General features: G+C 74.4%; 3 protein-coding genes. All 3 read left to right on the forward strand.

Going from position 1 to position 25,470, the window contains the following annotated elements; translation table 11 throughout:
- Genes AB0A94_RS04390 through AB0A94_RS04400 form a run of 3 tightly spaced genes read left to right on the forward strand, consistent with a single transcriptional unit; the run spans window position 1 to window position 25,469 of the window.
- Window positions 1-348 carry a hypothetical protein gene (locus AB0A94_RS04390; RefSeq protein WP_361738678.1) on the forward strand — a complete coding sequence of 116 codons (348 nt, stop codon included), beginning with the start codon at window positions 1-3 and terminating at the stop codon, window positions 346-348.
- Complete coding sequence (locus tag AB0A94_RS04395; protein WP_361738681.1) at window positions 349-24,864, forward strand: lonely Cys domain-containing protein; 24,516 nt, start codon at window positions 349-351, stop codon at window positions 24,862-24,864.
- Window positions 24,865-24,869: 5 nt separating this feature from the next.
- Window positions 24,870-25,469 carry a type VII secretion system-associated protein gene (locus AB0A94_RS04400; RefSeq protein WP_361738684.1) on the forward strand — a complete coding sequence of 200 codons (600 nt, stop codon included), beginning with the start codon at window positions 24,870-24,872 and terminating at the stop codon, window positions 25,467-25,469.
- Window position 25,470: the final 1 nt, after the last annotated feature.

The following is a 25,470-nucleotide window of genomic DNA, read 5'->3' on the forward strand; positions in this document are numbered from 1 at the left end:
ATGGCCGGCAACTACTCCGCCGACATCCAGGCGATTCTGCAGGGTTCCAGGCACCTCGCCGACGCCGTGCGCTACGGCGACGAGATGCTGCCCCGGTTCGAGACCGGCAACGCCCAGTACGCGGGCTGGTGGGGCGAGGAGGGCGGCGACGACGAGTTCGCCAACGCGGTCGGCGAGCAGGTCCGGCGCGAACAGCAGCAGGTGGCGGACACGGTCCTGGCCATCACCAGCGGGTTCATGGCGCTGGTCGACGCGGTCGCCGCGGAGGCCGACCACGTGCAGCGGCCGCAGACCCAGGCGGTGGAGGACATCGAGGCGCACGGCTCGGAGAGCGGGAACAGGCGCTGAATGGCCATCATGTTCCCGCCCGGCCTGCGGGAGTTCATCGAGGTCTGGGTGGGCGCGAACGTCGCCACCGGCAACGAGGACCTGGGCTTCGACAGCCGTAACCCCTACAAGCGGCTGGCCGACGACGTCAGGGACCTGTCCGACGCGATGAAGGGAGCGATCTCCACCGCCGGGAACTCGCTCCCGCCGCGGATCGCCGACGAGTTCATCGCCGCGATGAAGCTCTTCGTCGACGACAACGGCCAGAACCACCTGCAGAAGTTCTCCGACGAACTCCGGGAGCTCGGCTCCCGGCAGATCGACCGTTCGATCAAGCTGTCCGAGGCGAAGTACCAGATCCTCATCGAGTTCATCCTGATGAACATCGAGCTGGCCCTGATCGCCGCGCTGGCGGTCTTCACCGGCGGTACGTCGCTCACCGAGATCGCCATCCAGAAGGCACGCACCGCGCTCACCATCCTGCTGATCCTCCAGCGGCTGGGACGCGCCATCCCCACGCCGCTGTCGGTACTGCTGGAGGCGATCCAGGAGGCGTTCGTCGCGTTCGCCTCGCAGCTGATCTCCATGACCGCGCCGGACGACCCGGAGCGCAGGCGCACCAAGTTCGACTGGAAGGACATCGGCCAGTCGGCGGTCGCCGGCGCGTTCGCGGGATTCTTCGGAGGCATCCTCGGCGAGGTCGGCGGCAAGTTCATCAACAAGTACTTCAAGAACCACAACTTCTGGAAGGAGGCCTCCGAGCTCCCGTTCAGCTTCATCAACGAGGGGCAGGCGGAGACCTTCGCCGAAGCGTTCACCGGCCTGATCTTCCTGGGTACGTTCACCCTCAACCCCGGCACGTTCCTGAGCGCCGGTCTCAGCGGCCTGGTCTTCGAAGCGGCCTCCACCGGGGCGGAGTTCGGCGGGAAGTTCGTCTACAAGAACTACTTCCAGGACACCGGCTTCGGCTCCGGCGACGTCAACGACCTGCCGGGCGGCGGCAGCGGGAACGGCGGCACGAACGCGAGCGGCGACCGGTACGAGTACGAGAACCGGTACGACGGCACGAGCACGTACCAGGACCTCCACGGCGACACGTCCGGCGACCCGTACACGGGCAGCGGCACGTACAACGCCCCGTACACGAGCAGCGGCACGTACCGGAACCCCTACGACGACACGTACGACGACGACTCCGTCTCCTCCGTCAGCGACACCACGTCGGTCTTCAGCGACACCAGCGACGTCCCGTCGGTCCTCACCGACACCAGCGACGTCAGCGACACCGCGTCGGTCTTCAGCGACACCGCGTCGGTCTTCAGCGACACCAGCGACGTCTCGTCGGTCTCCTCCGTCTCCTCCTCCTCGTCCCTCCCGGACCACGGCACGATCCACGGTGTCGGCAACGGCGTCGACGCGCACGGACTCCCGGGGGCGGCGGGCGCGGTGAAGCCGTCGTTCTCCACTCCCTCGCCGAACACGTACGAGGATCCCTACGGGGACTCCCCCGTGGACGACCCGGACACCGACACCGTCTTCTCCACCCTCAACCCGTCGGTGACCGGGACCCCGGGGACCGGCTGGACCGCCGGCACGGACGACACCCCGCCGGTCGACAGGCCCGCCACCGCCGGCTCCCCCGCCCCGGACCTGCCGTCGACCCGGACGGGCGGCGACACCTTCACGCCGGACGGGACCGAACGGCAGCGGTCGACGGACGACGACACGACCCGGTCCACCTCCGACGGGCCACAGGGACGGCAACAGCAACAGCCGAACGCACAGGCGCCCCTCGCGCCCCCCACCGCGCCCGCCCCGTCGACCACCACGCCCCCGGGCCAGGCCTCGTCGAACGCCACCCCGCAGACACGGCCCCAGCCCACCCCGTCCGGCGAACCGCTGGTCACCGCCGAGCCGTCGGACCCGGCCCCGGTTGCCCCGGACGACGTCCGTACCCCCGCGTCCGAGGAGTCCGGGCAGTCCCGCCCGTCCTCCGCGGTGCCGAAGACCGAGACCCGGACCACGTCCGACGACCCGCAGCCCTACCGGCCGGTGCGGACCGAGTCCGAGGAACTGCCGGCCACCACCGGCTCCACGGCCGAGCCCACCCAGGTCGTCTCCCGCGAGGCGCCGCACACCCAGCCCGTCACCGTCGACGAGACACCGCTCAGCTCCCGGGCACCGGCCGAGGTCCCGACCGGGGAGTCCTCCGCGCCGGGCTCCCCGGACTCGATCGACATGATCATGGACTGGGAGGAGGACCAGGACGCGTCCGAGTCGGACGTCGAGTCGGCTCCCGCCACCGAGGCGCTGTACGACCGGCTGCTGACGGACGTGTTCGGTGCCGGCATCGCGGCGAACCCCCTCCACCCCGCTCTCCGCGACACCCTCGCGCACCTCGACCAGCTCCGGCAGTCCGTTCCCGCGCTCCGCGGCGGCCCGCTCGACCTGGACGCCGTGACCCGTCACGTGCTGCTCCTGGACACCGCCCACCCGGTGACCGACGCGCAGCGCGGCGAACTGTTCCGGGTGGCGATGGACCCGGCGGTGGAGTCGGCGGGCAGCCTGGCCGCCCTGGCCGCCTTCCACCTGGAGCTCCGCGGCGTCCTGTCCTCCACCCAGGCGCTGACCGGCGACAGCGGCGTCCTGGGCCGCAACTGGACGAACGCCACGATCCCCGGCCTCGACCTCACCGAGGTGGGGAAGGTGGTCCGGCAGCCCGACGGCACCCTGGGCCGCGGCGACGTGCGCCCCGCGCCCTGGCACCGGCCCGGTGAGCCGGAGCCGTACGTCGTCATGGCGGAGGGCGACCACCGGCGGATCGTCGTACGCGGCTACGACGGCGCCCCGCGCCAGGTGCCGATCGACGTGTTCGCCGAACTGCTGGCCCGCGACCCCCGGCTCGCGGCGCTGCCCCCGGGCACCCCCGTGGTGCTGCTGGTCCCCGACGCCGGTGCCCGCGGCCTGGACCTGCCGCGCCAGGCGGCGGACCGGATCGGCAGGGAGGTCTGGTCGGCCAACGGCACCGTGAAGGTGTCCCCGCAGCGGGACCCGTCGCAGCCGCACGTCGTCTCCCTGCTGTTCGGGGAGGGACTGCCGCGCGCCGACTGGATCCGCAGCACCCCCGGTCAGGTGCTCGACCCGGCGGAGCGCGAGGACGCGCCGGAGTGGGAGCGCGAGATGCTGTCGCACAGCGTCGTCGACGACGGGGGCGCGACCATCGGCAGGGGCGTGTTCGAGGACTCCGAGGCCCCGCGCCGGATGGCGGTGCTGAAGCTCGCGACGCAGTCGTCGGAGCTGTGGCACTACAACCCGGTCACCCAGGAGGAGGCCAAGGACGACGAGCCGGTCCCGTTCGCCGGCAAGCCGGTGTACGTCTTCAGCGGCCACGCCCGGCCGGGCGCGACCCGGGTGCCGACCACGAAGGACCCGAGGCACCACACCCGCGGGCGGGAGACCGGCGGGATGCTCAGGCGGCGTCCGAGCGTGGCGCAGCTCCCCAAGGACCACGCCATCCTGATGGAGGCGTGCTCGAGCGCCGAACCGCCGGGGATCGTCCGCACCCGCAGGGGCATCGACGACACCTTCGTCCCCGACCCGCTGGCGGTCGTCAGCGAGAGCCAGCACGTCGCCAACGAGACCGGGCACACGGCGTACGGCGGCACCCACATGGTCAGCTTCGCGATGCGACCGGGCGGGACGTTCGTCCACCGCCTCTACACGGACTCGCGGGGGCGGCGCGGTAAGTGGGTGGAGCACCGGCCGGAACCCGTCGGCGAGCTGCTCGACGACCGCGCCCGTGCGGCGGGCCTGCACACGGACCCCGAGCAGCCGGTCACGGACGCCACCCGCGAGCGGACCCTGCGGCTGGTGCGCGCGCTGCGGCTGGCCTTCGGCGCGGCGATCGAGGACCACAGCCGGTACGGCGACCTCCTCGCCGGGATCGGCGCGCTGGAGTCCCTGCGGGCGGCCGACCCGGCCCTGCGCGACCTCGCCCCGTTCACCATGGACCTGTTCGAACGCGCCGCCCACGCGGGCCGGCCGGACGACCGGGGGACCGACGCCTACCGGGAACTGCTCGACCGGGCCGCCGACGCCGTGCGCAGGCGACCGGGCGCCGTGCTCTCCGACTTCGTCGCCCTGCCCCACGTCACCGCCGCCGCACAGCGGCTGGGCGGTCTGACGGACCAGGACCTGGACGCCGAGGCCGCCCGCGTCCTGCGGCTCGACGGCGGCCCCGCGGCCGTCGGGGAACCCGAGCGGGCCCGGCTGTTCTGGGCGACGGTCAAGGCCCTGGAGTGGGAGAGCCGGACACCCGACCCGGACGCCCTCACCGGCCGGGTCCTGCACCTGGACCGGCCCGACCCGGCCCGGCGGCCCGAACTGCTCACCCTGGTCGCCCAGGCGGCGGCCGTCGGCGTCGACGTGGACAACCCGACCGAGCTGGGCGCGTTCCACCTGGAGACCCTGGGCGCCCTCTCGCCCCGGACCCAGCTGCTCGGCCCGGGCGGCGTGCCGACCGGGCGGCGCTGGTCCCCGACCCCGCCGGACGCGGCCACGACCACGCTCACCGACCGCGTCGTCGTCGCCGCCCCGCAACAGGGCGGTGGCTACCAGGCCGTGGGCCAGGAACGCCCGCCGTGGAGCGCCCCCGGCAGAACGCCGGGCTACCTGGTGTGGGCGGGCGGCGGCCGGGACCACCTCCTCATGACCCTGCCCGGCGGCTTCCGCGCTCGGGTCCCCTACGACGAGGTCGCCGAGCTGCTGGCCCGCGACCCGGTGCTCAACACCCGGCCGCAGGGCACCACGGACATCGTCCTGGCCGTCCCGAAGGCGGCCCCGAGGCCGTCCACCGCACCGGTCGGCGGCGGCACCCCGGACACCGATCCGCGGGCCGTCGTCAGCGCCGGGACCGGCCGTACCGTATGGGCCTCGCAGGGCAGTGTGAGCCTGGCCCCGACCGGACCCTCACGGCCGTACGTCCCCTCCCTGCTGCCCAGCGGGCCGGGGCGTCCCGCGGCGGCCGACTGGGGGGCCGTGCGGCCCGGCGACCTCACCGCGTCCGGCGCCGGCGACACCGAAGTGGACGACGTCACCTTCGCGGACCGCGGGGATCCCGGGACCCCGTCCGAGCCGCCCGCCGCCCTCGCCGGCCTTCTCGATCCCGGACCGGTCGGGGGCCTCGACACCCCGTTGCCGAGCCTGGACGGTGTGCTGGACGGCCTCGACACCCCGTTGCCGAGCCTGGACGGTGTGCTGGACGGCCTCGACACCCCGTTGGCGGACCACCAGGACGACGACACGGACGGGGACCGGGAGGAGGAGCCGACCCCGGAGGAGCTCCGGCACCGGGGACTGCTGGCGGACGTCTACGGCCCCGACGTCCTGTCGAGCCCCCTGTACCCGGACATCCGCGACGGGCTCGCGCGCCTCGACCGGCTCCGCCGGGCCGACCCCCTGCTGGACTCCGGCCCGCTCGACCTGGACGCCGTGGCCCGCCGGGTCCTGCTCCTGGACTACGCCGATCCGGTGAGCAACGTGCAGCGCAGCCGACTGCTGGGGCTGGCCACGGCACAGGAGGCACAGGCGGCGGGCAGTCTGGCCGCCCTCGCCGCGCTCCACCTCCAGCGCCAGGGCGTGTTGTCGCCCACCCACGCCATGACCACCGGCCTCGACGGGCGCCCCCGCGGCCGCGACTGGACCCGGGGCAAGGACGGGCTCGACGACCTGGACCTCACCCGTACCGGAAGGACCGGGCCCCGGGCCGACGGCAGCCTGTCACGCGACGAGGTGGGGCCCGCGCCCTGGCACCGGCCCGGCGGTCCGGACCCCTACGTCGTACGGGCGGACGGCGACCGTGACCAGGTCGTCGTCCGTGGCCACGACGGCGCCCCGCGCGAGGTGCCCCTCGACGTGTTCGCCGAACTGCTCGCCCTGGACGCCGAGCTGAGCGGACTCCCGGCGGACGTGCCGGTGCTGCTGCTCGTCTCCGACGCCGGCGGGGGCGGCTTGGAGCTGCCGCGGCGGGCGGCGGACCGGATCGGCAGGGACGTCTGGGCGGCCAACGGGGTCGTGGACGTCGCCGAAGGGCCGGACGGAAGCGCCTCCCACCCGTACGTCGTGCCCCTGCGGAGCGGCGGGGGCAGTGACCGCACCGACTGGATCCGCAGCTCCCCCGGCCTGCTGCCCGACCCCGCGGAGTCCGCCCGCGCCCCCTTCTGGGAACAGGACCTGCAGTCCCACACCATCGTCACCGACCAGGGGCCGATCGGCAGGGCCGTGTTCCAGGACGGCGAACGCGTGCGGCTGCTGCCGGGGATCCGGCACGCGGCGACGGCGACCGAGCTCTACCACATCAACCGGCAGGACGGGACCTGGGTCAAGGACGACGAGCCGGTCCCGTTCGCCGGCAAGCCGGTGTACGTCTTCGCCGGCCACGGCTACCCCGGCGAGACGGCGCTGCCGACCCGGGCGAACCCCCGCCACCAGAAGCGGGACCGGGCGGTGGGCGGCATGCTCAGGCGCCGTCCGAGCGTGGCGCGGCTCCCCAAGGACCACGCCATCGTGATGCAGGACTGCTTCGCCGCGACACCGCCGAGCATCAACCGCATGCGCAAGCTGGTCACGGACACGTTCGTCCCCGACCCGCTGGCCGACGTCAGCCAGAGCCAGCACGTCGCCAGCGAGACCGGCCTGACCGTCTACGGCGCCACCCAGGAGATCGGCTTCAAGTTCGAGAAGGACGGCCGGGTCGCCCACTACATCCTCACGGATTCGCGGGGCCGGCGCGGGAAGTGGGTGGAGCACCGGCCGGAGCCCGGTGACGCCGCGCTCGACGACCGCGCCCGCGCGGCGGGCCTGCACCCCGACCCGGTGGGACCGGCTTCGGAGGAGGTCCGTGAGCGGACGATGCGGCTGGTGCGCGCGTTGCGGCAGACGTTCGGGGCGGCGATCGAGGACGACAGCGGCTACGGCGAACTCCTCGCGGGCATCGGTGCGCTGGAGTCCATGCGCGCCGCCGACCCGGTGCTGCGCGACGTCATTCCGTTCAGCCTGGACCTGTTCGAGCGCGCGGCCCGCGAGATCCGGGCGACGGAGCACGGCGACCCGGACGGCGCGTTGGGGCCCGACGCCTACCGGGACCTGCTGGCCAGGGCCGCCGACGCCGTGCGCCGGGACCCCGGCGCGGTGCTCACCGACTTCGTGACCCTGCCGCACGTGACCACCGTGGCCGAAGGACTGGACGGTCTCACGGACGAGGAGGTGAACGACGAGGCCGCCCGGTTCCTGGGGCTGGACCCGGACCGGACGGTCGTCGGGGCACCCGAGCGGGCCCGGCTGTTCTGGGCGACCGTGAAGGCCCTGGAGTGGGAGAGCCGGACACCCGACCCGGTCGCCCTCACCGGCAGGGTGCTGCACCTGGGCCGGCCCGACGCGTCCCGGCTGCCCGACCTCCTGGACCTGGTCGCCCAGGCGGCGGCCGTCGGCATCGACGTGGACGACCCGGTCGCGCTGGGCGCGTTCCACCTGGAGTCCCTGGGCGCCCTCGCGCCGGACACCCTGCTGCTCGACGACTCGGGCGCCCCGGCCGGCCGGAGCTGGACGCCGGACCCGCCGGGTGCGGCGGTGGACGTGGGCGCCGCCCTCGTCATGGCGGCGACACCGGACGGCGGCCACCGTCCGCTGCGCCAGGCGAGGATGCCGTGGACCACCGACACCACCAAGCCCGCCCCGTTCCTGGTGCGGGGCGAGGCCGGGCCGGACCACCTCACCATGACCCTGCCCGGCGGATTCCGCGTCGAGGTCCCCTACGAGGAGATCGCCGAACTGCTCGCGGTGGACCCGGCGCTGAACGACTTCCCGCGCACGGCCGACATCGTCCTGGCCTCCACGACCCCGACGGACCCGCGGGTCACCGACCGGCGGACCCTCGTCGGTGCCAGGACCGGCCGCGGCGTGTGGACCTCACCCGGGCCCACCGGCCTGCTCCCACAGAGGGATCCGTCGAGACCGTACGTCCTCTCCCTGTTGCCCATGGCGGACGGCCGGCGTCAGAAGGCCGACGACTGGTCGGACGTCCGGCCGGCCTCCGCGTCCCCGGCGGACACCGGCCTGTCACCCACCACGGCCACGGCCGGGAGCGGAACCGTGGCCCCTTCCGGTCCGCCCCCGGACCCGCCGTCCCCGAACGCCCCGCGCCTCGACCCCGCCATGACGCCCCCGCCGGTACGCCGCACCCCGGCCCGGTTCGAGGACGGCAGGCGGATGCCCGCGTACGTCGACGACCTCCGGTCGCTGCTGCCGTCCGGCCTGACCGCCGCCGAGCTCGAACAACTCCTCGCCAATCCGAGCACGTTCGGTCAGAGCACGGTCGTCCTGCGGGGCTACGAACAGGCCCTGGACGCCATCGGCCGCGAACTGGGGAGCCGGCCGGAGGCCCGGCCCGCGGACGGCGCACCACTGCTGGACGCCGTCCGGCAGACGCTCCGGGACAAGCCGAAGACGCTGGCGGACGGCAAGGGGCGCCCCTTCCCGTACGTCACCGCGGACGGAAAGGAGCGCGTCCTGTGGGTCAGGGCGCGGCACTACGGCAACTGGACCCCGTTCGACGACGGCGTCGGCGACTCGACGAAGATCGACAGCATGCACCGGGCGGCCGCGGCCTTCGGACTGACCAAGAACATGCAGGCCAACTCCCAGTACGGTCTCGGCGGACCGATCGGCCCGGCGGGCAGCGCGGCGTTCGGCGGCTTCGGCCGGCTCGCCGTGCGGTTCGGCTTCATCGACAAGGTCGGCTACACCCTGACCGACCAGCGCATGAACCAGATGGAGACCCGCACGCTGGACAAGTCGCGGGCGTACCTGGACGACATCCACTACGAGATGAGCGTCACCGACGCCGCCGGACGGGACATCACGGGAACCGGCAGCGACACCGAACCGGCCGCGCCCGCCCGGTTCGCCTTCGGCATCCGGGGCGGCCTGCGCGTGCGCCTGCCCGACAGCGTGACGAAGATCCCGGAGCCGGGCCGCATCCCCCGGACGATGACCCTGGACCGTGACTCCCAGTACCGCTTCGTCCGCATCGAGGGCTTCGGCCCGGTCGCCGCGATCCGCGACTGGGCGGCCGCCCGGATCGGAGCCCTGCCCGGCAGCTCGGCCTACAACGAGCTGGACAGCTTCTTCTCCGGCGACAGCTTCCAGCGGCACGGCGGCACGATGGCGCGCGGCCGCGTCACCACCCCGCAGCTGTTCGCCGACGACAAGAAGAAGTCACCGCTGGGCGCCTTCGCGGTGGAGGAGCTGATTCCGCTCTCGGCGGTGCTCGTCGGGGAGACCGACCAGGCCGAGATGCGGGACATCAACACCTCGACGGTCCGCAGCGAGCGGAGCCGGGCCCACGGCAGGAGCCTGCTGCTGCAGGCCGTGGCCGGACCCGCCTTCAACTTCCACGACCCCGGCACGGCCCCCTTCGACCTGCGGCTCCAGCTCGGACCGACCCTCCAGGCCTCGTTCGCGAAGACCTGGTCGGCCGGACTCGGCGGGGCCGGCACCCTCAAGTCGGCCGGCCAGGTGAAGGGCCCCAGGACCGCCCTCTACCTGGTCGTGAAGTCGGTGCGGGTGCGCCGGTCCGGAGACGACGGGCCGCCGACGCGCTTCCTCACCTGGAGCCTGGACCGGATGACCAGCTCCGAGGCACGGCGGCTGGCCGGATGGGACGACGGGACCACACTCGCCCTGCGCAACGGCGTCGCCCCGCCGTTCGCGCCCGCCTACCTGACCGTGGACCGGCCGCGCACCCTGGGCATGCACCGGGTGAAGGAGTTCGCCTTCGACGACGGCCGGCGTACCCGCGTCACCCCGGACGCGGCGGACGGCATCGGCCGCACCCTGCTGGACGCGTTCGCCGACGACGTGGTCGACGCCATCTCCCACCTGCGCCAAGGCATGGTGGTGCCCCTCGACCAGCTGCTGCCGCCGAACCTGCCGAAGGGCTGGCGCGCCGGCCTGGGCGAGCTGCTCAAGCGCGATCCCGACCGGGTGTTCCGGGCGGTCCGGAGCCTGCCCGTGCCACCCCGGTGGACCGATCCCGTCAAGTACCGGATCGCGCTCCAGAACACCCTGCAGGTCCTCGGCGTGCTGTCCCAGCAGAACGTCGCCGCGACCCTGGAGGGGCTGACCACGGTCGGCCTGCCGATCAGACTCACCGACCCCGACTCCGTCGGGCAGACCTACTACACCGTCCGGGTGCACGGGACGCTGACCGGGCGGCGGTACGAGGGCAGGGACGACAGCGAGGGCATGCGCTTCAGCGCCCAGGGCGTCGACCGGATCGACGGCCAGACAAGTGCGAAACGCAGCCTGGAGCTGGGCTTCGAGGGCACGTTCTCGGGCCGTGACAACACCGTCGACGACCTCGCGGGCCTGCCCCGGAACACGCTCGGGCTGACCCTGGGCCTGCGCGGGGGCTGGCAGTGGGAGACGGAGACGGGCTTCGGCTCGACCGTCACCAACGAGCCGATGTCGGTGAGCAACCAGCCCACCCACCTGTACCGCTACGACCTGTCCCTCACCGCGGCCATGAGCGGCTACTGGCGGCCCCGCGGCCTGATCCGCGGTCTCGGACTCGGGCTGCCGGGTCTGCTGGTCCTGGACGAGCCGGTCAACGTGCTCTTCGGCCGGACGCCGCTAGGCCACCTGCGGGGCGGCGGCCCGAGGACCGGGCAGGTGCTCATCGGCGTCCCCGTACAGCACACCCCCGACGCGGACCCGCACGCGGACGGGGCGCTCAACCCCTATCTGTCCGACGAGCCCGCACCCGCGCACATGACCACCGAGCGGGCCCTCGCCCTGGCCAGGGGCGACCTCGTGCTGCCCGCGGACCCCGGTGCGGGCCGGCCCGCGGGACGGCTCGCCGACCGCGGGACGGAGCAGTTCAAGGACTTCCGGCAGCACCCGTTCGTCATCGTGAACATGGTGGTGTCACCCGTCCTCCTCGCGGAGGTGGACCGGGTCCTGGGGGCGGCGTCGGGCGACGCCTGGCAGCTGGTGAAGGAGGGCGCCGCCACCCGGGACGCGATCGTCCGCTCCTTCACCCCCCAGTCCCTGGCGTCGGGCTTCGACCAGAGCTCGGGGCCGCTGGGCCTGGTGGGCACCGGCCTGCTGGGCAAGGGGCCCTACGGCGAGCTGTGGGGAACCTTCCGGTACGCCACGGCGGCCGGGAACCTGCGGGCCCTCACCCCGTCGATGTCCATGGACACCGAGATGATGCTCGGCGGCACCCGGCAGGCGGCCGGCAAGGTCAGCAACAGCACCAGCTTCGTCTTCGGCGGCCAGCTGGTCTACTCCGCCGCCCGGAATCCCGGACACGGACTCATGAGCGCGTACGGCATCGTCGCCAACCCCGTGTCGACGTCCCACACGCGCAGCCGCAGCGTCGTACGCACGGTCGTCGCGGACATGAACCGCAAGGGCTTCACCCACCAGGTGCTGGTGGCCGGCGACGTGCAGCACTGGTTCGCGCTGTTCACCAGCCGGCTGGGCACGGGCCGGATCGGAACGGCCGCGGCGGCCAGGACCTTCGTGCCGAGCCTCCTCGCCGGAGCGGCGGGGACCGAGCTGACCAGCCGGGGCGGACTGCTGGGGCACCTGCCGGAGAAGAGCGCCCACCGGATGGGGCTGATCGACGACGGGATGGGCGACGTCCCCCGCTACACGAGCCGGGTCTGGACGCCGCAGCCCTGGATGCGCGGCGCCGCCTTCGGCACGTACGCGGTAAGCCCGCTGGACCCCACCGACGTACTGCTCGCGTTCGACAGGCGGATCGGGAGACTGGGGCTCGACGACGAGAGCCGGGAGCGGATCCGGCAGCTGGTGACGGCCCGCGCCACGCGGGCGCTGAAGGGGGAGATGACGACCACCGCCCCGTCGACGCTGGTCAAGGCCAGCGGCTGGGGCTGGGACAGCATCCGGATCGGCAGCCGGCAGGTGCGGGCGCGCGTCGAGCTGATCCCCGGGACGCCGGTGTTCGAAGGACTCGACCACAGCGCGGAGCTGGAGGAGAACCGGCGGGCCATCGAGACCGCCCAGGAGAACTCGGAGGCCTCCTCCGGGGCGGACCTGGGCCTGCTGACCAGCCAGCTGGTGTACACCGGCAACACGCAGGTCCCGGCCGCCGGGCCCACGTACACCGAGGGCGGCTCGAACCGGAAGACGGTCTCCTCCAGTCACACGGTCACCACCGTCACGATCTACCGGGCGGCGTCCACCGAACCGCACGCGGAGGTCGTCACCCCGTACCGGATGCGGATCACCCTGGAGGCCGACGACACCCCGAACACCGGCGCGCCGGCCGGCCCGGAGCCGGCGGAGGCGAAGTCCACGGCCCTCGGCCGCTTCCGGGGCCGGCTGCGGATCGTCGAGGAGGGCGACGTCGGTGAGCTGCGCGAGCACGTGCCGCTCAGCCTGATGGAACCGGTGCGGTCGGGGGAGGACGAGGGGACCGGCCGGCTGCTGCCCGCTCCCGACCCGGCGGCCGACCCCGCCCTGGCCGGTCCGCCCCGGCCGATACCCCTCTCCAGGGCGGTGGAGGAACTGACGGTCCGGGACGGGGACGGTGTCGTACGGCCGTTCACCTTCCCCGAGAACGGCATGCACCCCCGCGGGATCATCGGCGTCGAGAACATCCGCACGGCCGGTGAGCTCCTCCTCACGAAGGCGTACGACGTCGGCTTCCCCCTCCAGACCCTGGAGGCCGCGGACGGTCCCGACGCCACCGCACTCACCGCACTGCTCCGCAGGACCAGGCAGACCGGACTGACCCGCCTCGGCACCGGCTCGGCGCAGGCACTGGAGGACGGCACCAGCTCCACGGCGGTCACGGCGTTCTTCCCGCGCACCACCGAACCGGGCGGCTACCAGGTGGCGGGGCTGACCGAGAAGTCCCTCCTGGGCACCGACACCGGACAGCTGACGCTGCGCTCGGCACCCGACTTCAGCCGCGCGCGGCTGCTGACGGTCGCCGACGGCAAGAAGCTGGAGGTGCTCAGACGGTACGGGGACAACACCGGCACCTCGTCGTCCGTCGAGCACGGCCAGGCCTCGAGCTTCGGCGGCGGCTTCCTGTACGACTCTCCCAACGCCGGACTCAACCAGATCGGAGCCTTCGGGCCCGGCCCCAACGACCTCGACGGTGACGGCATGCCGGTCGGGGACGACCACCTGACCTCGCGCAACCTCAAGCCCGCGACAGGCCGGTCCTTCCTCTTCGCCGTACCGGCCACCTGGATCGGCGTCGGCGACGTGCACCGCAACATCCTGGACTCGAAGCTCGCGAACCGGGTCCGGGGCGGGACCCTCGCCAAGGCCAGATCGGGTCCGCAGGCGATGAGGTCCGAGGCGTACGTCGTCACCTGGATCCGAGAGGACGTCGCCCGCGACCTGCGGATCATCACCGACACGAACTTCCCCGAGCGCGTCTCGAAGGCGTGGGACGCGGTCGAGAAGGCCAGCAAGGCGTGGGTCGACGCGGACAAGGCCTACTGGAAGAAGCGGCGCGCCTCCGGCGGGCTGCGCGCGGACCTCGACGCCGCGCAGGCCGCCCTCGACAAGGCCGCCGGGGTCGCCCGCGCGGCCGCGCGCCCGGTCGACCTGGCCCGGGCCGACGTCGACGCCGCGGACACCGCGCTGCGGCAGGCCGAGAGCGACGCGCGCCGCGACCACGAGTTCGCGGACAGGTCCGTGGCCGCCGCGCAGGCCGAAGTCGACGCGTTCGCCGAGAACGCGTACGGTGCCGCACCCGAGCACGACGGCTGGGCGGAGGTCCTGCGGGAGGAGGAGGACGCCGCACTGGCCCGCCTGGCCGACGCGGAAGAGGCCGCCGGGAAACTGCGGAAGGCGGCCGACCTGCGGCTGGAGACCGCGCGCACCGGGAAGGCGTCGGCCGACGCGCGGCTCGACGCGGCCCTGCTGTCCGCGAGGGCGCCCGGCCGGGCCCTCGACGAGGCCACCGCCCGCCGGGACGCGGCACGCGACGCCTTCGACACCCGGCGCGCCGAGCTGGACGCGCTCAGGGACACGGCGGAGAAGGCCGCGGCGGAGTACCACCGGGTACGGGCCGGCGCGGACCAGCTCACCCGCTGGCACCGGCTCGCGGCCACCGCGGAGGGCCGGGAGGAGCTGGACGGTCTCGCCGAGCCGCCCGCGGTGACCTATCAGGCTCCGCCCAGGGAACCCGTGGCCAAGCCCCCGGCCCCGCCCCGCTACACCAGGACCGGTACGGCACCGGACACCGTCCTCACGTCACCCGCCGGCGAGACGTACACGCTCCAGGACGTGCCGAGGGACGGTGACGCCTTCTTCCGCGCGCTCGCCCTCGGCCTCGAACGCGCCGCCCCGGGACTGCTGGCCGCGCAGGGCATCGACCCCGCCGATCCACGGGCGATGTCCGACCTGCGCAGGAGGATGGCCACCTGGCTCACCGACCACGCCGACGAGGACCTGCTGGCCGCCGTCGCCCCCGACCACACCGACGCCTTCAGCGCGGAGGAGATCGCCGCGGCGGGCCTGGACCTCGGAACGGACACCCCCGAACGCCGCGAGTTCGACGGCCTCGGCGGTCTGATCCCGCACGCCGCGGATCTGCCCCCCGGGGTACGGGCCGAACTGGCGATCACCCAGCTCCTCCGCCGGGGCGACGCCCCGTCCGAGGCCGGCTGGAACCACGCCGCGTCCGACCTGCTCCCGCTGCTCGCCGCACGGACCTTCGGCGTGCGCGTCACGGTGGTCGGGAGCGACGGCGGCTTCCAGGACTTCACGCCCGGGGACCCGGCGGGGGCCGGCGACCTCCAGGCACTCGTCGGCACCTCCGCCCACTCCGGCGCGCACGTGGTCCTGAGCCTCGACGACCGCCACTACCAACTGGCCGTGCCGACCAACCCTGTTCCGGAGCCGGAGCTGAAGCCGTCTGTTCCGGAGCCGAAGCTGCCTGCTCCGGAGCCGGAGCCGGACCCGTCCCAAGGGGACGGCAAGAAGGGATCCGAGCCGGAGAGCGACAGCGGTCGGGCGAGGGGCCGCCGGGTGCCGGTGCCCGGCACGGGGGAGTGCCTCCTGTACTCCTTCATGGCTGGCGACCCCGTGCACATCCGCAGCCGTCTGCCCGGCCTCGCCGCCACCGACCGCGCCGCGTACGACTGGCTGGGGGACCCCGACACGGTCCGCGACGACCTGCGCCGTCAGGCCGCGACCGGCGTCACGACCGGGCCGTCGCGGACCGTGCTCCGGGCGATGCGGTCCCATGTGGAGGACCACGTGGCCCGCAGCGCGGGGCGGCTGCATCCGCAGATCGTCGGCCAGTTCCGGCAGACGGTCGCCGACGCGTTCGCCGCCCGCGTCCGGGGAACGGACCGGGCCGGGATGCTCTCCCTCCTCGACCACCACGGCGTCCGGCGCGTCACCGTTCCCGAGGCCCTCGACCCCGCCGATCTGCTCAGGCGGTACGTCGACGCCCGCACGGCGTCGCAGCCCGCCGATCCGGCCGTCTCCCCGCAGGACGTCCGGGCCGCCGTGGAGGCGGAGGCCGAGGACCTGGGCCCGCGCCGGATGTTCGAGTACCTCGAGCGGCACGGCCTGCTGCCGACGCCCCGAGACCTCGACGACACGGCACTGGGCCGTCTGCTCAGCACCGCCTACACGCAGAGCACCGCGCCGCTGGACGACACGGAGCTGCCTAGGCTCGTGGACGCCGTCGTCAACTGGGAACGCCGCTGGGGGACACCGGCGGGGGAGGTCTTCCTGCCCCTCCTCGCGCACGCGTTCGACCTGCGGGTCGATGTGGTGCGGTCGCTCCCGTCGGGCGCCCGGCGGGTCGGTGAGGCCGGGCCCGACAACGCCACGCGGCAGACGGAGGTCTACTACAACGGCGTCGACCACTACGACGGCAGCGACGCCGCAGCCCGCGACCGGTTCGGCGACCCGGTCCTCCCGAAGCGCGTCAAGGACGAGGAACGCGACCAGGACGGCGACGTACGGCTCAACCCCCTGTGGGTGCCGTTGGACGAGGTCGACCCGGACCTGCTGATCACCGGCAACCGCGACGCCGTATGGCTGTACACGGTCACCGATGACGGGCGGGTGATCCTCGGCACGGAGGACCTGAGCGGGATCGTCACGCCCGAGCAGTTCGACGCGCTGCTGGCGGGGATGCGGGAGAAGGACCCCGACCTGACGGCGGAGGCGCTGCGCGGGACGCTGGACGGGCTGGGCCACACCGGCATCGCCGCCGGCTTCGTCGACGACGGGGAGGGCACCGGCCGGACGTTGCCGGGCCGCAGCCGGGTGTCCGGCGAGTTCCGCTGGAGTGAGAAGCTGCGCTCCTGGGTGGTGAACGACAAGTCGGGCCGCTACATGAGCGAGTCGGTGCGTCCGGGTCTGGACGCCGCGGAGGCCGCCGACTGGCTGACCAACGTGGCGGCCCTGTTCAGCGACCGGCTGGGCGTCGTCGTCCGCACCGATCAGGTGAAGACCGCCGCGGCCGTCCCCGCGCCTCCGCCGAAGCCCGCGCCCCCGCCTCCGCCGTCGGCCCCCACCGCCACCCCGGCCGGCCGCGGTGGCCAGGGCCCCTCGCGGGGGGCCGGTGCGGCCACGCCGTCCGGCGACGACACCGGCAAACTGGACGTCGCCCGCCGGGCCGGCGCCGTGCTGCACGGCCTCGGCCACCCGGTGGTGCTGGCCGGAGCCGCCCGCGGCCGGGTGCAGTTCGGCCAGTCCCGGCCACTGGGGGCGGTGGAGTTCCAGCTTTCCGCGGCCACCCTGCCGCCCGCCGCCGGGATCCGTGCGGCGCTGGAGCGGGAACTGCCCGGGGCGTCGGTGCGGCTCCGGCCCGGCACGGGCGGCGGCCGGGTGCTCGGCCTGTCGGTGGACGGCGTCGACATCACGGTCACGGCGGTGGACCGGCCGGCCCCCGGCACGGTCGTGGTCGACGGCTTCACCGTGCCGCAGCCCGAGGACTCCCTGGCCGACGCCGCCCTCGCCCTGGCCACCGGGACCGATCCGGAGCTGCGCGGACGCGACCTCCTCGACCTGCTGTGGGCACTGCACCGCACCCCCGCGGACGGCCCTCGTACGGTTGCGCCGGCCCTCGCGCGCGAGGACGCCTACCGTGCCGCGCGGCCCGCCGGCGCCGCCGACTCCCTCGCCGTACGGCTCAGCGAACTGCTCGACTCCGCCGCCCTGGACCCCGACGCCCTCGCCCGCCACGAGGAGACCTGGCGCGCCCTCGGCGTCACCGACGCCGACCTGCCCGCGCTGCACGCCGAACTGACCGCGCTCGCCGACGGGCTGCGGCTCCTCCCGGAGGTGACCGCGGACCCGGTCCGGGCACTCGCCGCGCGGCTGCCCGGCCTGTCCGCCGCCGACCGTGACGCGGCGCTGGCGTCACTGCCGCCCGCGCACCGCGAACGGCTGGCCTCCGACCCCGCGCTCGTGGACGCCCTGCGCGCCAGGGTGACCCCGGTCGGGGTCACCCCGACCGGGATCACCCCGGCCGAGTTCGCCTCGATCGCGGCGCGCCTCATGACGCAGGTGCCCGACGGGGTCGAGCAACCCGTCTCCGCCGGTGACCGGGCCCGTGCCCAGATCGCCCGGATGCTGCGGGACCCCGACGTCGCGGCCCGGTTGCTCAAGGGCGGTTCGCGGGTCCTGGTGGTGCCCAGGGGTGAGGCCCTGACCTCCCTGGACGCCTTCCGCTTCCTGCGGGGCGCCGTCACCGGCGACGGCCGCCCCTGGGACGACGTCCGCGGAGTCGGCACGCGCACCGCGGCCGTCACCGAGGAGAACCTGCTCGGCGAGCGCACCACCGTCGGCACCGGCAAGTCCGCATATCCCGACGGCTACTCGACCACCCTGCACGAGTTCGCCCACACCATCCACCTGCACGGTCTGGGCCCCGTCGACCGGCAGCGCATCACCAACACCTTCCGCACCACCACACGGGCCGGCGAGGCGGGCAACTGGCCCGACGGCCCCCTCCACGGCTACGACGCCGACGGCCGCCGCAGCGCCCCCAACTACAGCAGCCGTGACGAACTCGAGTTCTTCGCCCAGCTGAGCAACGTCTACCTCATGGCCAACGGCGGCACCGACCCCTACACCGGGCTGCCCCGCAACAACGCGGGACCGGAGTGGGTGCGCACCCACCAGCCCGCCCTGTACCCCCTGCTGCGCCGGCTGTACGGCGAGGGCCCCCGGCCGGAGCCCCGCCATCCGCGCAGCGTCGAACCGGCCCGACCCCGCGGGACGCGCCCCGCGGACGTCAACCCCGTCGAGGCCACCGACACCGAGAACGAGGCGCTGGCCCGCGCCCGTGCCCTGTGGGACGTCGCCGAGGGCGGCCCGGACGACGGCAGTGACTCCTACGTGGCCGTGCGCGCCCTGTGGGACGGCACCACCGGCGCGCACGCGCCGCAGCCACACACGCCCGCCCCGCTGCCGCTGCCGCACCCCACTCCGCTGCCGGCGGTGGGGTCCGCCGCCGCACCGCCGCCCACCGACAGCGCGGTCCAGCAGCGTCTCCAGGAACTGTGGGCACTCGTCGACGCCACCTTCGGCTCCCAGCCGCTCCCGCAGGAACTGCGCAACGGGCTCTTCAACTCCCTGCGCGTGATCGAGGCGGCGCGCGCCGGGCACCCCCGCTTCGGCGCCGCCCTGGACCTCGACGGCATCACCCGGATGCTGCTGCACCTGGCGCCGGACGAACCGGTGGACGCCGCCCGGCACTACGACGCCCTCACCCTCGTGAGCAGTGCCCACCGCCGGGGCCGGAGCGGCAGCCTGGCCGCCATCGCCGCCTACGGGCTGACCCGGCAGGGTCACCCGGAGCAGTCCGTGCTCACCGGGGACGACGGCACGCCGCACGGCAGGAACTGGACCGGACGTTCCGGCGTCCAGCTGCACACGACCATGGTCGCCGATCCCCGGGGCGTCCACCCCGCGCCCTGGGGACCCGCCGCCCACACGGTGGTGGCCGAACGGGACGCCGAGGGAGCGGTGCTGGCGGGCGGACGACCGGTGTCGGACGAGGAGTTCGCCGAACTGGTGCTGCACGACCCCGAGCGGCGGCCGGATGAGCCCGTGGTGCTCCTGATCGGGGAGGAGGACGGCCGCAACGAGGCCCTCGCACGGGTGATCGCCGACCGCACCGGCGCCCGCGTCTGGTTCACCTACGGCGACCTGCGGCTCGAAAAAGCTCCGGACGGCCGCCGGGTCCCGGTCCTGGCCGCGCCGGCCTCCGGGAGCGATCCGGTGGGGACCTGGATCCCAGCCGACCCGGGGCTGGTCCCGGCGGACCCGTCGGCCACCATCAGGGCCACGAACGGCACCGTCTTCCCCGACGCCGACGTCCACTCCTACCCGCTGGTCACGGTCGACGGGCAGACGCTGACCGGGCGGGCGTTCCTCAACGCGCACGACATGGCGATGCGGGAGGAGGCCCTGCGGGTGGTGTCCGCCATCCACCACTACACCAACGAAGTGGAGGGGCTGCCGGGGGTGTACGCGGCGCGGCAGGGCGGCCTGCTGCCCCTGCCGCGGGGCCTGGCCGACGCCTACATCTTCGTCGGCCACGGCGACAGCGGACGCACGACCGTGCCCCGCCGCAGCACCCGCGCCAACCAGGCGGTCCACCCCCGGCAGCTGGGCCGGATGCTGGCGCGGCGCAGGAGCCTGCAGGCGCTGCCTCCCGAGCAGCCGGTGTGGTTGCTGATCTGCGAGATGTCCATGACGCGCGCCGATCAGGACCTGCTCGCCCATCCCTCCTCCGCCCAGTACGTCGCCAACGAGACCCGCCGCACCACCTTCACCGTGGACCGGCAGATCTCGCCGAGCGAGGCCGAGGGCGTCCTGCCGCCGCGCCTGGTCGTGGACGACGACCCCGACAACCCCGTGGGCCACATCGAGGAGTTCCTTCCCGAGCCCCGGACCGTCGCCCTCGACGCGCTCGCCGACCTGGGCGGACTGCCCGAACGGCTGCCGGACCGCGCCGACCGTGCCCGGCACTGGGTGCGGGCCCTGCGCCAGACCCACGGCGTGCGCATCGACTCCGACCCGGCCCGCGAGGCGGAGTTCCACGAGCTGATCGAGGGCTTCGGCGCCCTCGAGGGGCTGCGGTTCCAGGCGGCCGGCAACACCGAACCCGGCCTGCTCACCTGGGGCGGGCTCCGGCACATCGTCGGCCAGTACGCCGCCCGGCAGGGCTGGGACCGGTCGCTGACCGCCGGCTCCCTGGCACACCTGCTGTACGCCGCCCGCGCCGGCCGGCTGCGGCCCTCCGACGCCGCGGACCCCACCGCCCCCGCCGCACCGCCGGCCCCGACGGACACGGTGTCGCTGTCGGGCCCCGGCCCCGGCCCCGACCTCGATGCCGACCACGAGGAGGCCGGGAGCGTGGCGGTGCCGGGCGACGCCGGACCCGCCGAGCCCGCCCCGGCGCCGCCCTCCTCCCGGTTCCGGGCCGCCTTCGAGTACCGCCACCGGGACATCAACGATCCGGACCAGCGCCGGCGACTCGCCGAGCTGGCCGAGCAGATCGTGCTGTCCGGCCTGCGGGACCTCAGGGCGGGTCTGCGGCTCCCCACGATCACGGTCACCGGCTACGGCAACGGCCCGCGCTTCGCACTGGCCGGTGACGCCGTCGAGCACACCGAGACGGTCGGCCGGCAGCGGGCGGAGGCCGTGCGCGACCTCCTCCTCGACGAGATCCGGCGTCAGTTGGAGCTCAACGAGCAGGCCGTGCGCGACGTCGCGGACGTACGCGGCGGCACGGTCCGGGCCGAGGACTTCACGGTCACCACGGAGAGCGGCGGCCGGGACATCGGCGCCGTCGGCCCGGTCGACGGCGCCACCGGGCGGGCGGCGCGGCGGCAGGCGGTCGTCACGGTCGACCGCTCCCCCCTGTCGGAGGCCGTCGCCCGGCTGGCGGAACTGAGTCCTGAGGACTTCGGCCGGGCGGACTACTTCACCGGCCCGGACCGGCTGGCCGGGAAGGTCCTGCACCTCGACGACAACCCCGGGGACGACCCCGACTCGGACAGCGACTCGGACGACGACTCGGGCAGCGACTCGGACGGTGAGTCCACGGCCTCCGCTCCCGCCCCGGTGCGCTTCGACGCCGACGACCTGTCGCACCGCGTGCGCAGGCTGTACGAGCTGACGGCCGAGGCGATGACCGCCGGCCGGGCGACCAGCCGGGAGGCACTGACCGCCTACCACCTCGGCAAGCAGGGCCTGCTGTCCGACGCCACCCGTCTGACCGCACCGGACGGCACCCCGCTGGGCCGCAACTGGACGGGCCGGCCCGCCCAGGACCTGGACCCCTCCTCCTACGACGTGGTGGACGGCGGCGACCGGGACCCCCGGCCGTCGCCGTGGGCACGCTGGCCCGGCGCTCCCCTCCCGTACGTGATCGGGACGAAGGACGGCGACCACACGAAGGTCGGGCTGGCCCTGCCGGACGGCGGCAGGCGGTGGCGGCTGTCGCCGGAGGAGTTCGCCGAACTGCTGGCGCAGGACGGGGAACTGGCGGGCCGTGAGGACACCGCCGAGATGGTGCTCGTCTCGCCGAACGCCGGCGCCATGGGGCTGGACCTGCCCCGCGTGGCCGCGGCCCGGACGGACCGGACGCTGTGGTCGCACAGCGGCGAGGTCGCCCTGAAGCCGCACCCCGACACCGGCCGGCACCGCATCGAGGTGACCGACGACCGGGCCCTCGGCGACGAGTCGACGGGCGGGGCGACGGACGAGCTGTTGGGCGAGCCGTTGGGCGAGTGGATCGCCAGTGACCCCGGCGACCTGGGGCCGGACGAGGGACGGCCGGAACCCGGGGAGGCCGTCCTGCGCACGATCGACGGGAAGACCCTCCGGGACGCGGACGTCACGTCGGTCACCCTCACCGACGAGGGCCGGCCCGTCGGCCGCGCGGTGGTCAACGGCTCGGACCTGATCCGGCGCGAGCCGTGGCTCCAGGACCTGGTCCGCTCGACGGAGTGGTTCGCCTACGACCCGGTCACCGGCGAGCCGGTCGGCAGTCCCCGGCCGGTGCCGTGGAAGGGCCGCAAGCCCTACTTCTTCGTGGTCCACGGCCTGCCGGGGCAGACCCTCATGGTCGAGCGGATGTTCCAGAACAACGTTCCGGTCCGGGGCACGGAAACCGGCGGCTACCTCCGGCGGCGCCGCAGCGTGACCCGGCTGGACCGGGACACCCCCATCGTGTTCTTGTCCTGCTGGGGGAGCGGACCCGAGGGACACACCGCCGACGCCCTGAAGCGGAGCCTTCCGTTCGTCCCCGACCCGCTCGCCGTCTCTTCGGTGGCCCAGGACGTCTCCAACAGGACACGGCGCGACGTCTACTCCCCGGACAGGGAGCACTGGAGCCGCCACGTGAACGGGAAGCTGTACGACCAGGGCATCCCCACCACCCCGGCGAACGCCCCGGTGGACATGGTGAAGGTGCGCCCCGAACCGACCCCGGACGAGCTCGACGCCCTGGCCGCGCGGGCCGGCCTGGAGGTGTCCGCGGACTTCACCCCGGCCATGGCCCGGGACACGGCACTGCGCCTGGTCCGCGCCCTGCGCATGACGTTCGGCGTCGACGTGGAGGACGACAGGGACGTCCCGCCCGGCACGTACCACCGGCTGCTGCGGGGCATCGGCGCCCTGGAGGTCATGCGCCGCGGGGACGAGGCCCTGCGGGAGCACGGCGAGCTGACGCTCGACCTGCTCGACCGGGTCACCCGCGCGCACCACGGCCTGACGACCGCCCCCGGCACCCGGCCCGCGCCGCCGCACCCCGACGACGTACGGACGATGCTGGAGGCCGCGTCGGCGCGGCTGTCCGCCGATCCCGGCTCCGCACTGTCCGGCTTCGTCGCCCTGCCCTCCGTGGACCAGGCCCGCGCACTGATCGGCCGACACGATCCGGACGGATGGACCCGCCAGGTGCTGGGACTGCGCCCGTCGGCGCAGGTCACCGCGGCCGACCGGCAGAACGCGCTGTGGGCCACGGTCAAGGCCGTGGAGAGCGTGGAGAACCACCCCGACCCCGACGCCCTGACGACGAAGGCGCTCCACCTGCCCACCGGCGAGGACCCGCGGGACGAGTCCCTGCGGACGGACCTCCTCCGCACGGCGGCCACGGCGGCGGCCCTCGGCCGCGACGCCTACGACCCCACCGCGCTCGCCGCGTACGACCTCGAACGCCACGGCGCGCTGGACGACCGCACCCTCATCACCTCCGTGAACGGGACGAAGGCCGGCCGCAGCTGGACGGGGAGGCCCGCCCCGAGCCGCGTGTGGGCGGACCGCTACGTGATCTCCCCCGACGGCGGCCTGAACAACAGCCGCGGCGCCCTGGCGCCCTGGTACCGCAAGGGCGCCGGGAAGAGCGACCACCCCGGCGGATACGTACTGGACATGAGCGGCACCACCCCGGGACAGGTCGACATGCCCTGGCCGGACGGCACCACCCGCCCGGTGCCCTACGAGGAGATCGCCGAACTGCTCTCCCACGACCCCGTCCTGGCGCGGCTGGACCGGGACGTCACGGTCGTCCCCGTCGGAGCGGGCACGGGGGACGCCGACCTGGCCGGGGCGATCGCCGCCCGGACGGGGGCCGCCCGGACGGTGTGGCTGCCGACGCGGCCCCTCCGGCTCCTCGACCGGCGACCGGCGGTGAACGAGAGCCTCCTCGTGCTGACCTCACCCCAGGACGACACGGGAGCCCACTGGTCACAGACCCGTCCGCCCGCGCCCGCGCCCGAGTCCGCGCCCGCGCCCGCGCCGGTGCCCGAGTCCGTGCCCGTGCCCGAGTCCGTGCCCGTGCCCGAGTCCGCGCCCATGCCCGAACCCCCGGCCCAACCCTCCGGACCCGCCCCCGACGTCATCACGGCCGGCGACGACACCCCGCTCCAGGCGCCGCCGTCCGAGGAGGCCCGGCGCCGGTGGATCGCCGGCCGGGTGAGCGCGGAGGACCTGCCCGGCACCCCGCCGGGGTTCACCGGCACCGAGCTCGTCACCCTGGCCGAACTGAGGGACGCGGGCGTCGGGATCACCCCCGGAATGGACGTCGAGGCGCAACTCGGCGGAGGCGTACGGGGCAGCGGACTGGCGCCGCTGGACCAGGTGCGGCTGCTGCTGGCCCGCCCCGGCCCGTGGCCGGACGCCCTCGACGCCGTCGCGGCCGCCGTGTCGCGCCGGATCTGGCACGCGGCCTTCACGGACTTCGAGAACACGACCGCGCACACGGACGCCGCCCGGGTGTGGGAGAAGGCCCTCGGGCTGCTCCTGCCGGGCGATGCGGACTCCGTGCTCGCGGACTGGCGGTACGCGGCGGAGGCGTACCGCGACGCGGTGCGCCGGCTCGCCGAGCTGCTGGCGGCGGAAGGGACGGACCCCCGGACGGTCGCGCGCCTCGCCGCCCGGTTCCGGGAGATCCTCGGACTGCCGCCCCTCGGGACGGTGAACACGGGTGAAAGCGAACAGGGGTGAATGAGATGAGTGAGCGGAGCGGGACGGCGATGCCCACGCCCCCCGACGACATCGTCGAGGCCGCACGGCTCGCGCCGGACCACTGGATCAGCATGGTCGACCCCGGCTGGGACGGCGAGGGCGTGCCGCCCGACCGGGTCGTGGTCGGCCGCTGGCGCACGGGGGCGACCGGCGAGATCGAGGAGTGGGAGGACAACGAGGCGTACCGCCCCTCCCCGGAATCGCTCGGCTGGCCCGAGCCCACCGACGACGTCGACAAGGCCCTCCAGCTCGCCGTCACCGGTTACGGACCGGCCGAGGACGTCCTGCGCGCACTGGCCACCGCCGAGGTGGCGGTGCTGATCCTGCCGGACGGATCCCTGGTGACCGCCGCGGTGGAGGACGGCGGGCTCGTGGTCCCGGTCTTCACCGCCTCGCCCCACCTCGACAGCGTCGGCGGCTTCGCCTTCGAACGCGTCACCGTCCCGGCCCTCCTGGACCGCCTGCCCCCCGGCCACGCGCTCTACGTCAACCCGGCCGGCCCGGTGGGCAGCGTGCTGGAGGCCGAACAGCTCGCGGAGACGATCGCGGACGGAACACGGCCGGACGGCACCCGGTCCTCCTGAC

It is taken from the genome of Streptomyces sp. NPDC044984 (assembly GCF_040646935.1).
GTDB lineage: Bacteria > Actinomycetota > Actinomycetes > Streptomycetales > Streptomycetaceae > Streptomyces.

What these genes read in the sequence shown, in the direction of transcription:
- AB0A94_RS04390 (WP_361738678.1), top strand. Translation starts at nt 1, where the DNA reads ATGGCCGGCAACTACTCCGCCGACATCCAGGCGATTCTGCAGGGTTCC.
- AB0A94_RS04395 (WP_361738681.1), top strand. Translation starts at nt 349, where the DNA reads ATGGCCATCATGTTCCCGCCCGGCCTGCGGGAGTTCATCGAGGTCTGG.
- AB0A94_RS04400 (WP_361738684.1), top strand. Translation starts at nt 24,870, where the DNA reads ATGAGTGAGCGGAGCGGGACGGCGATGCCCACGCCCCCCGACGACATC.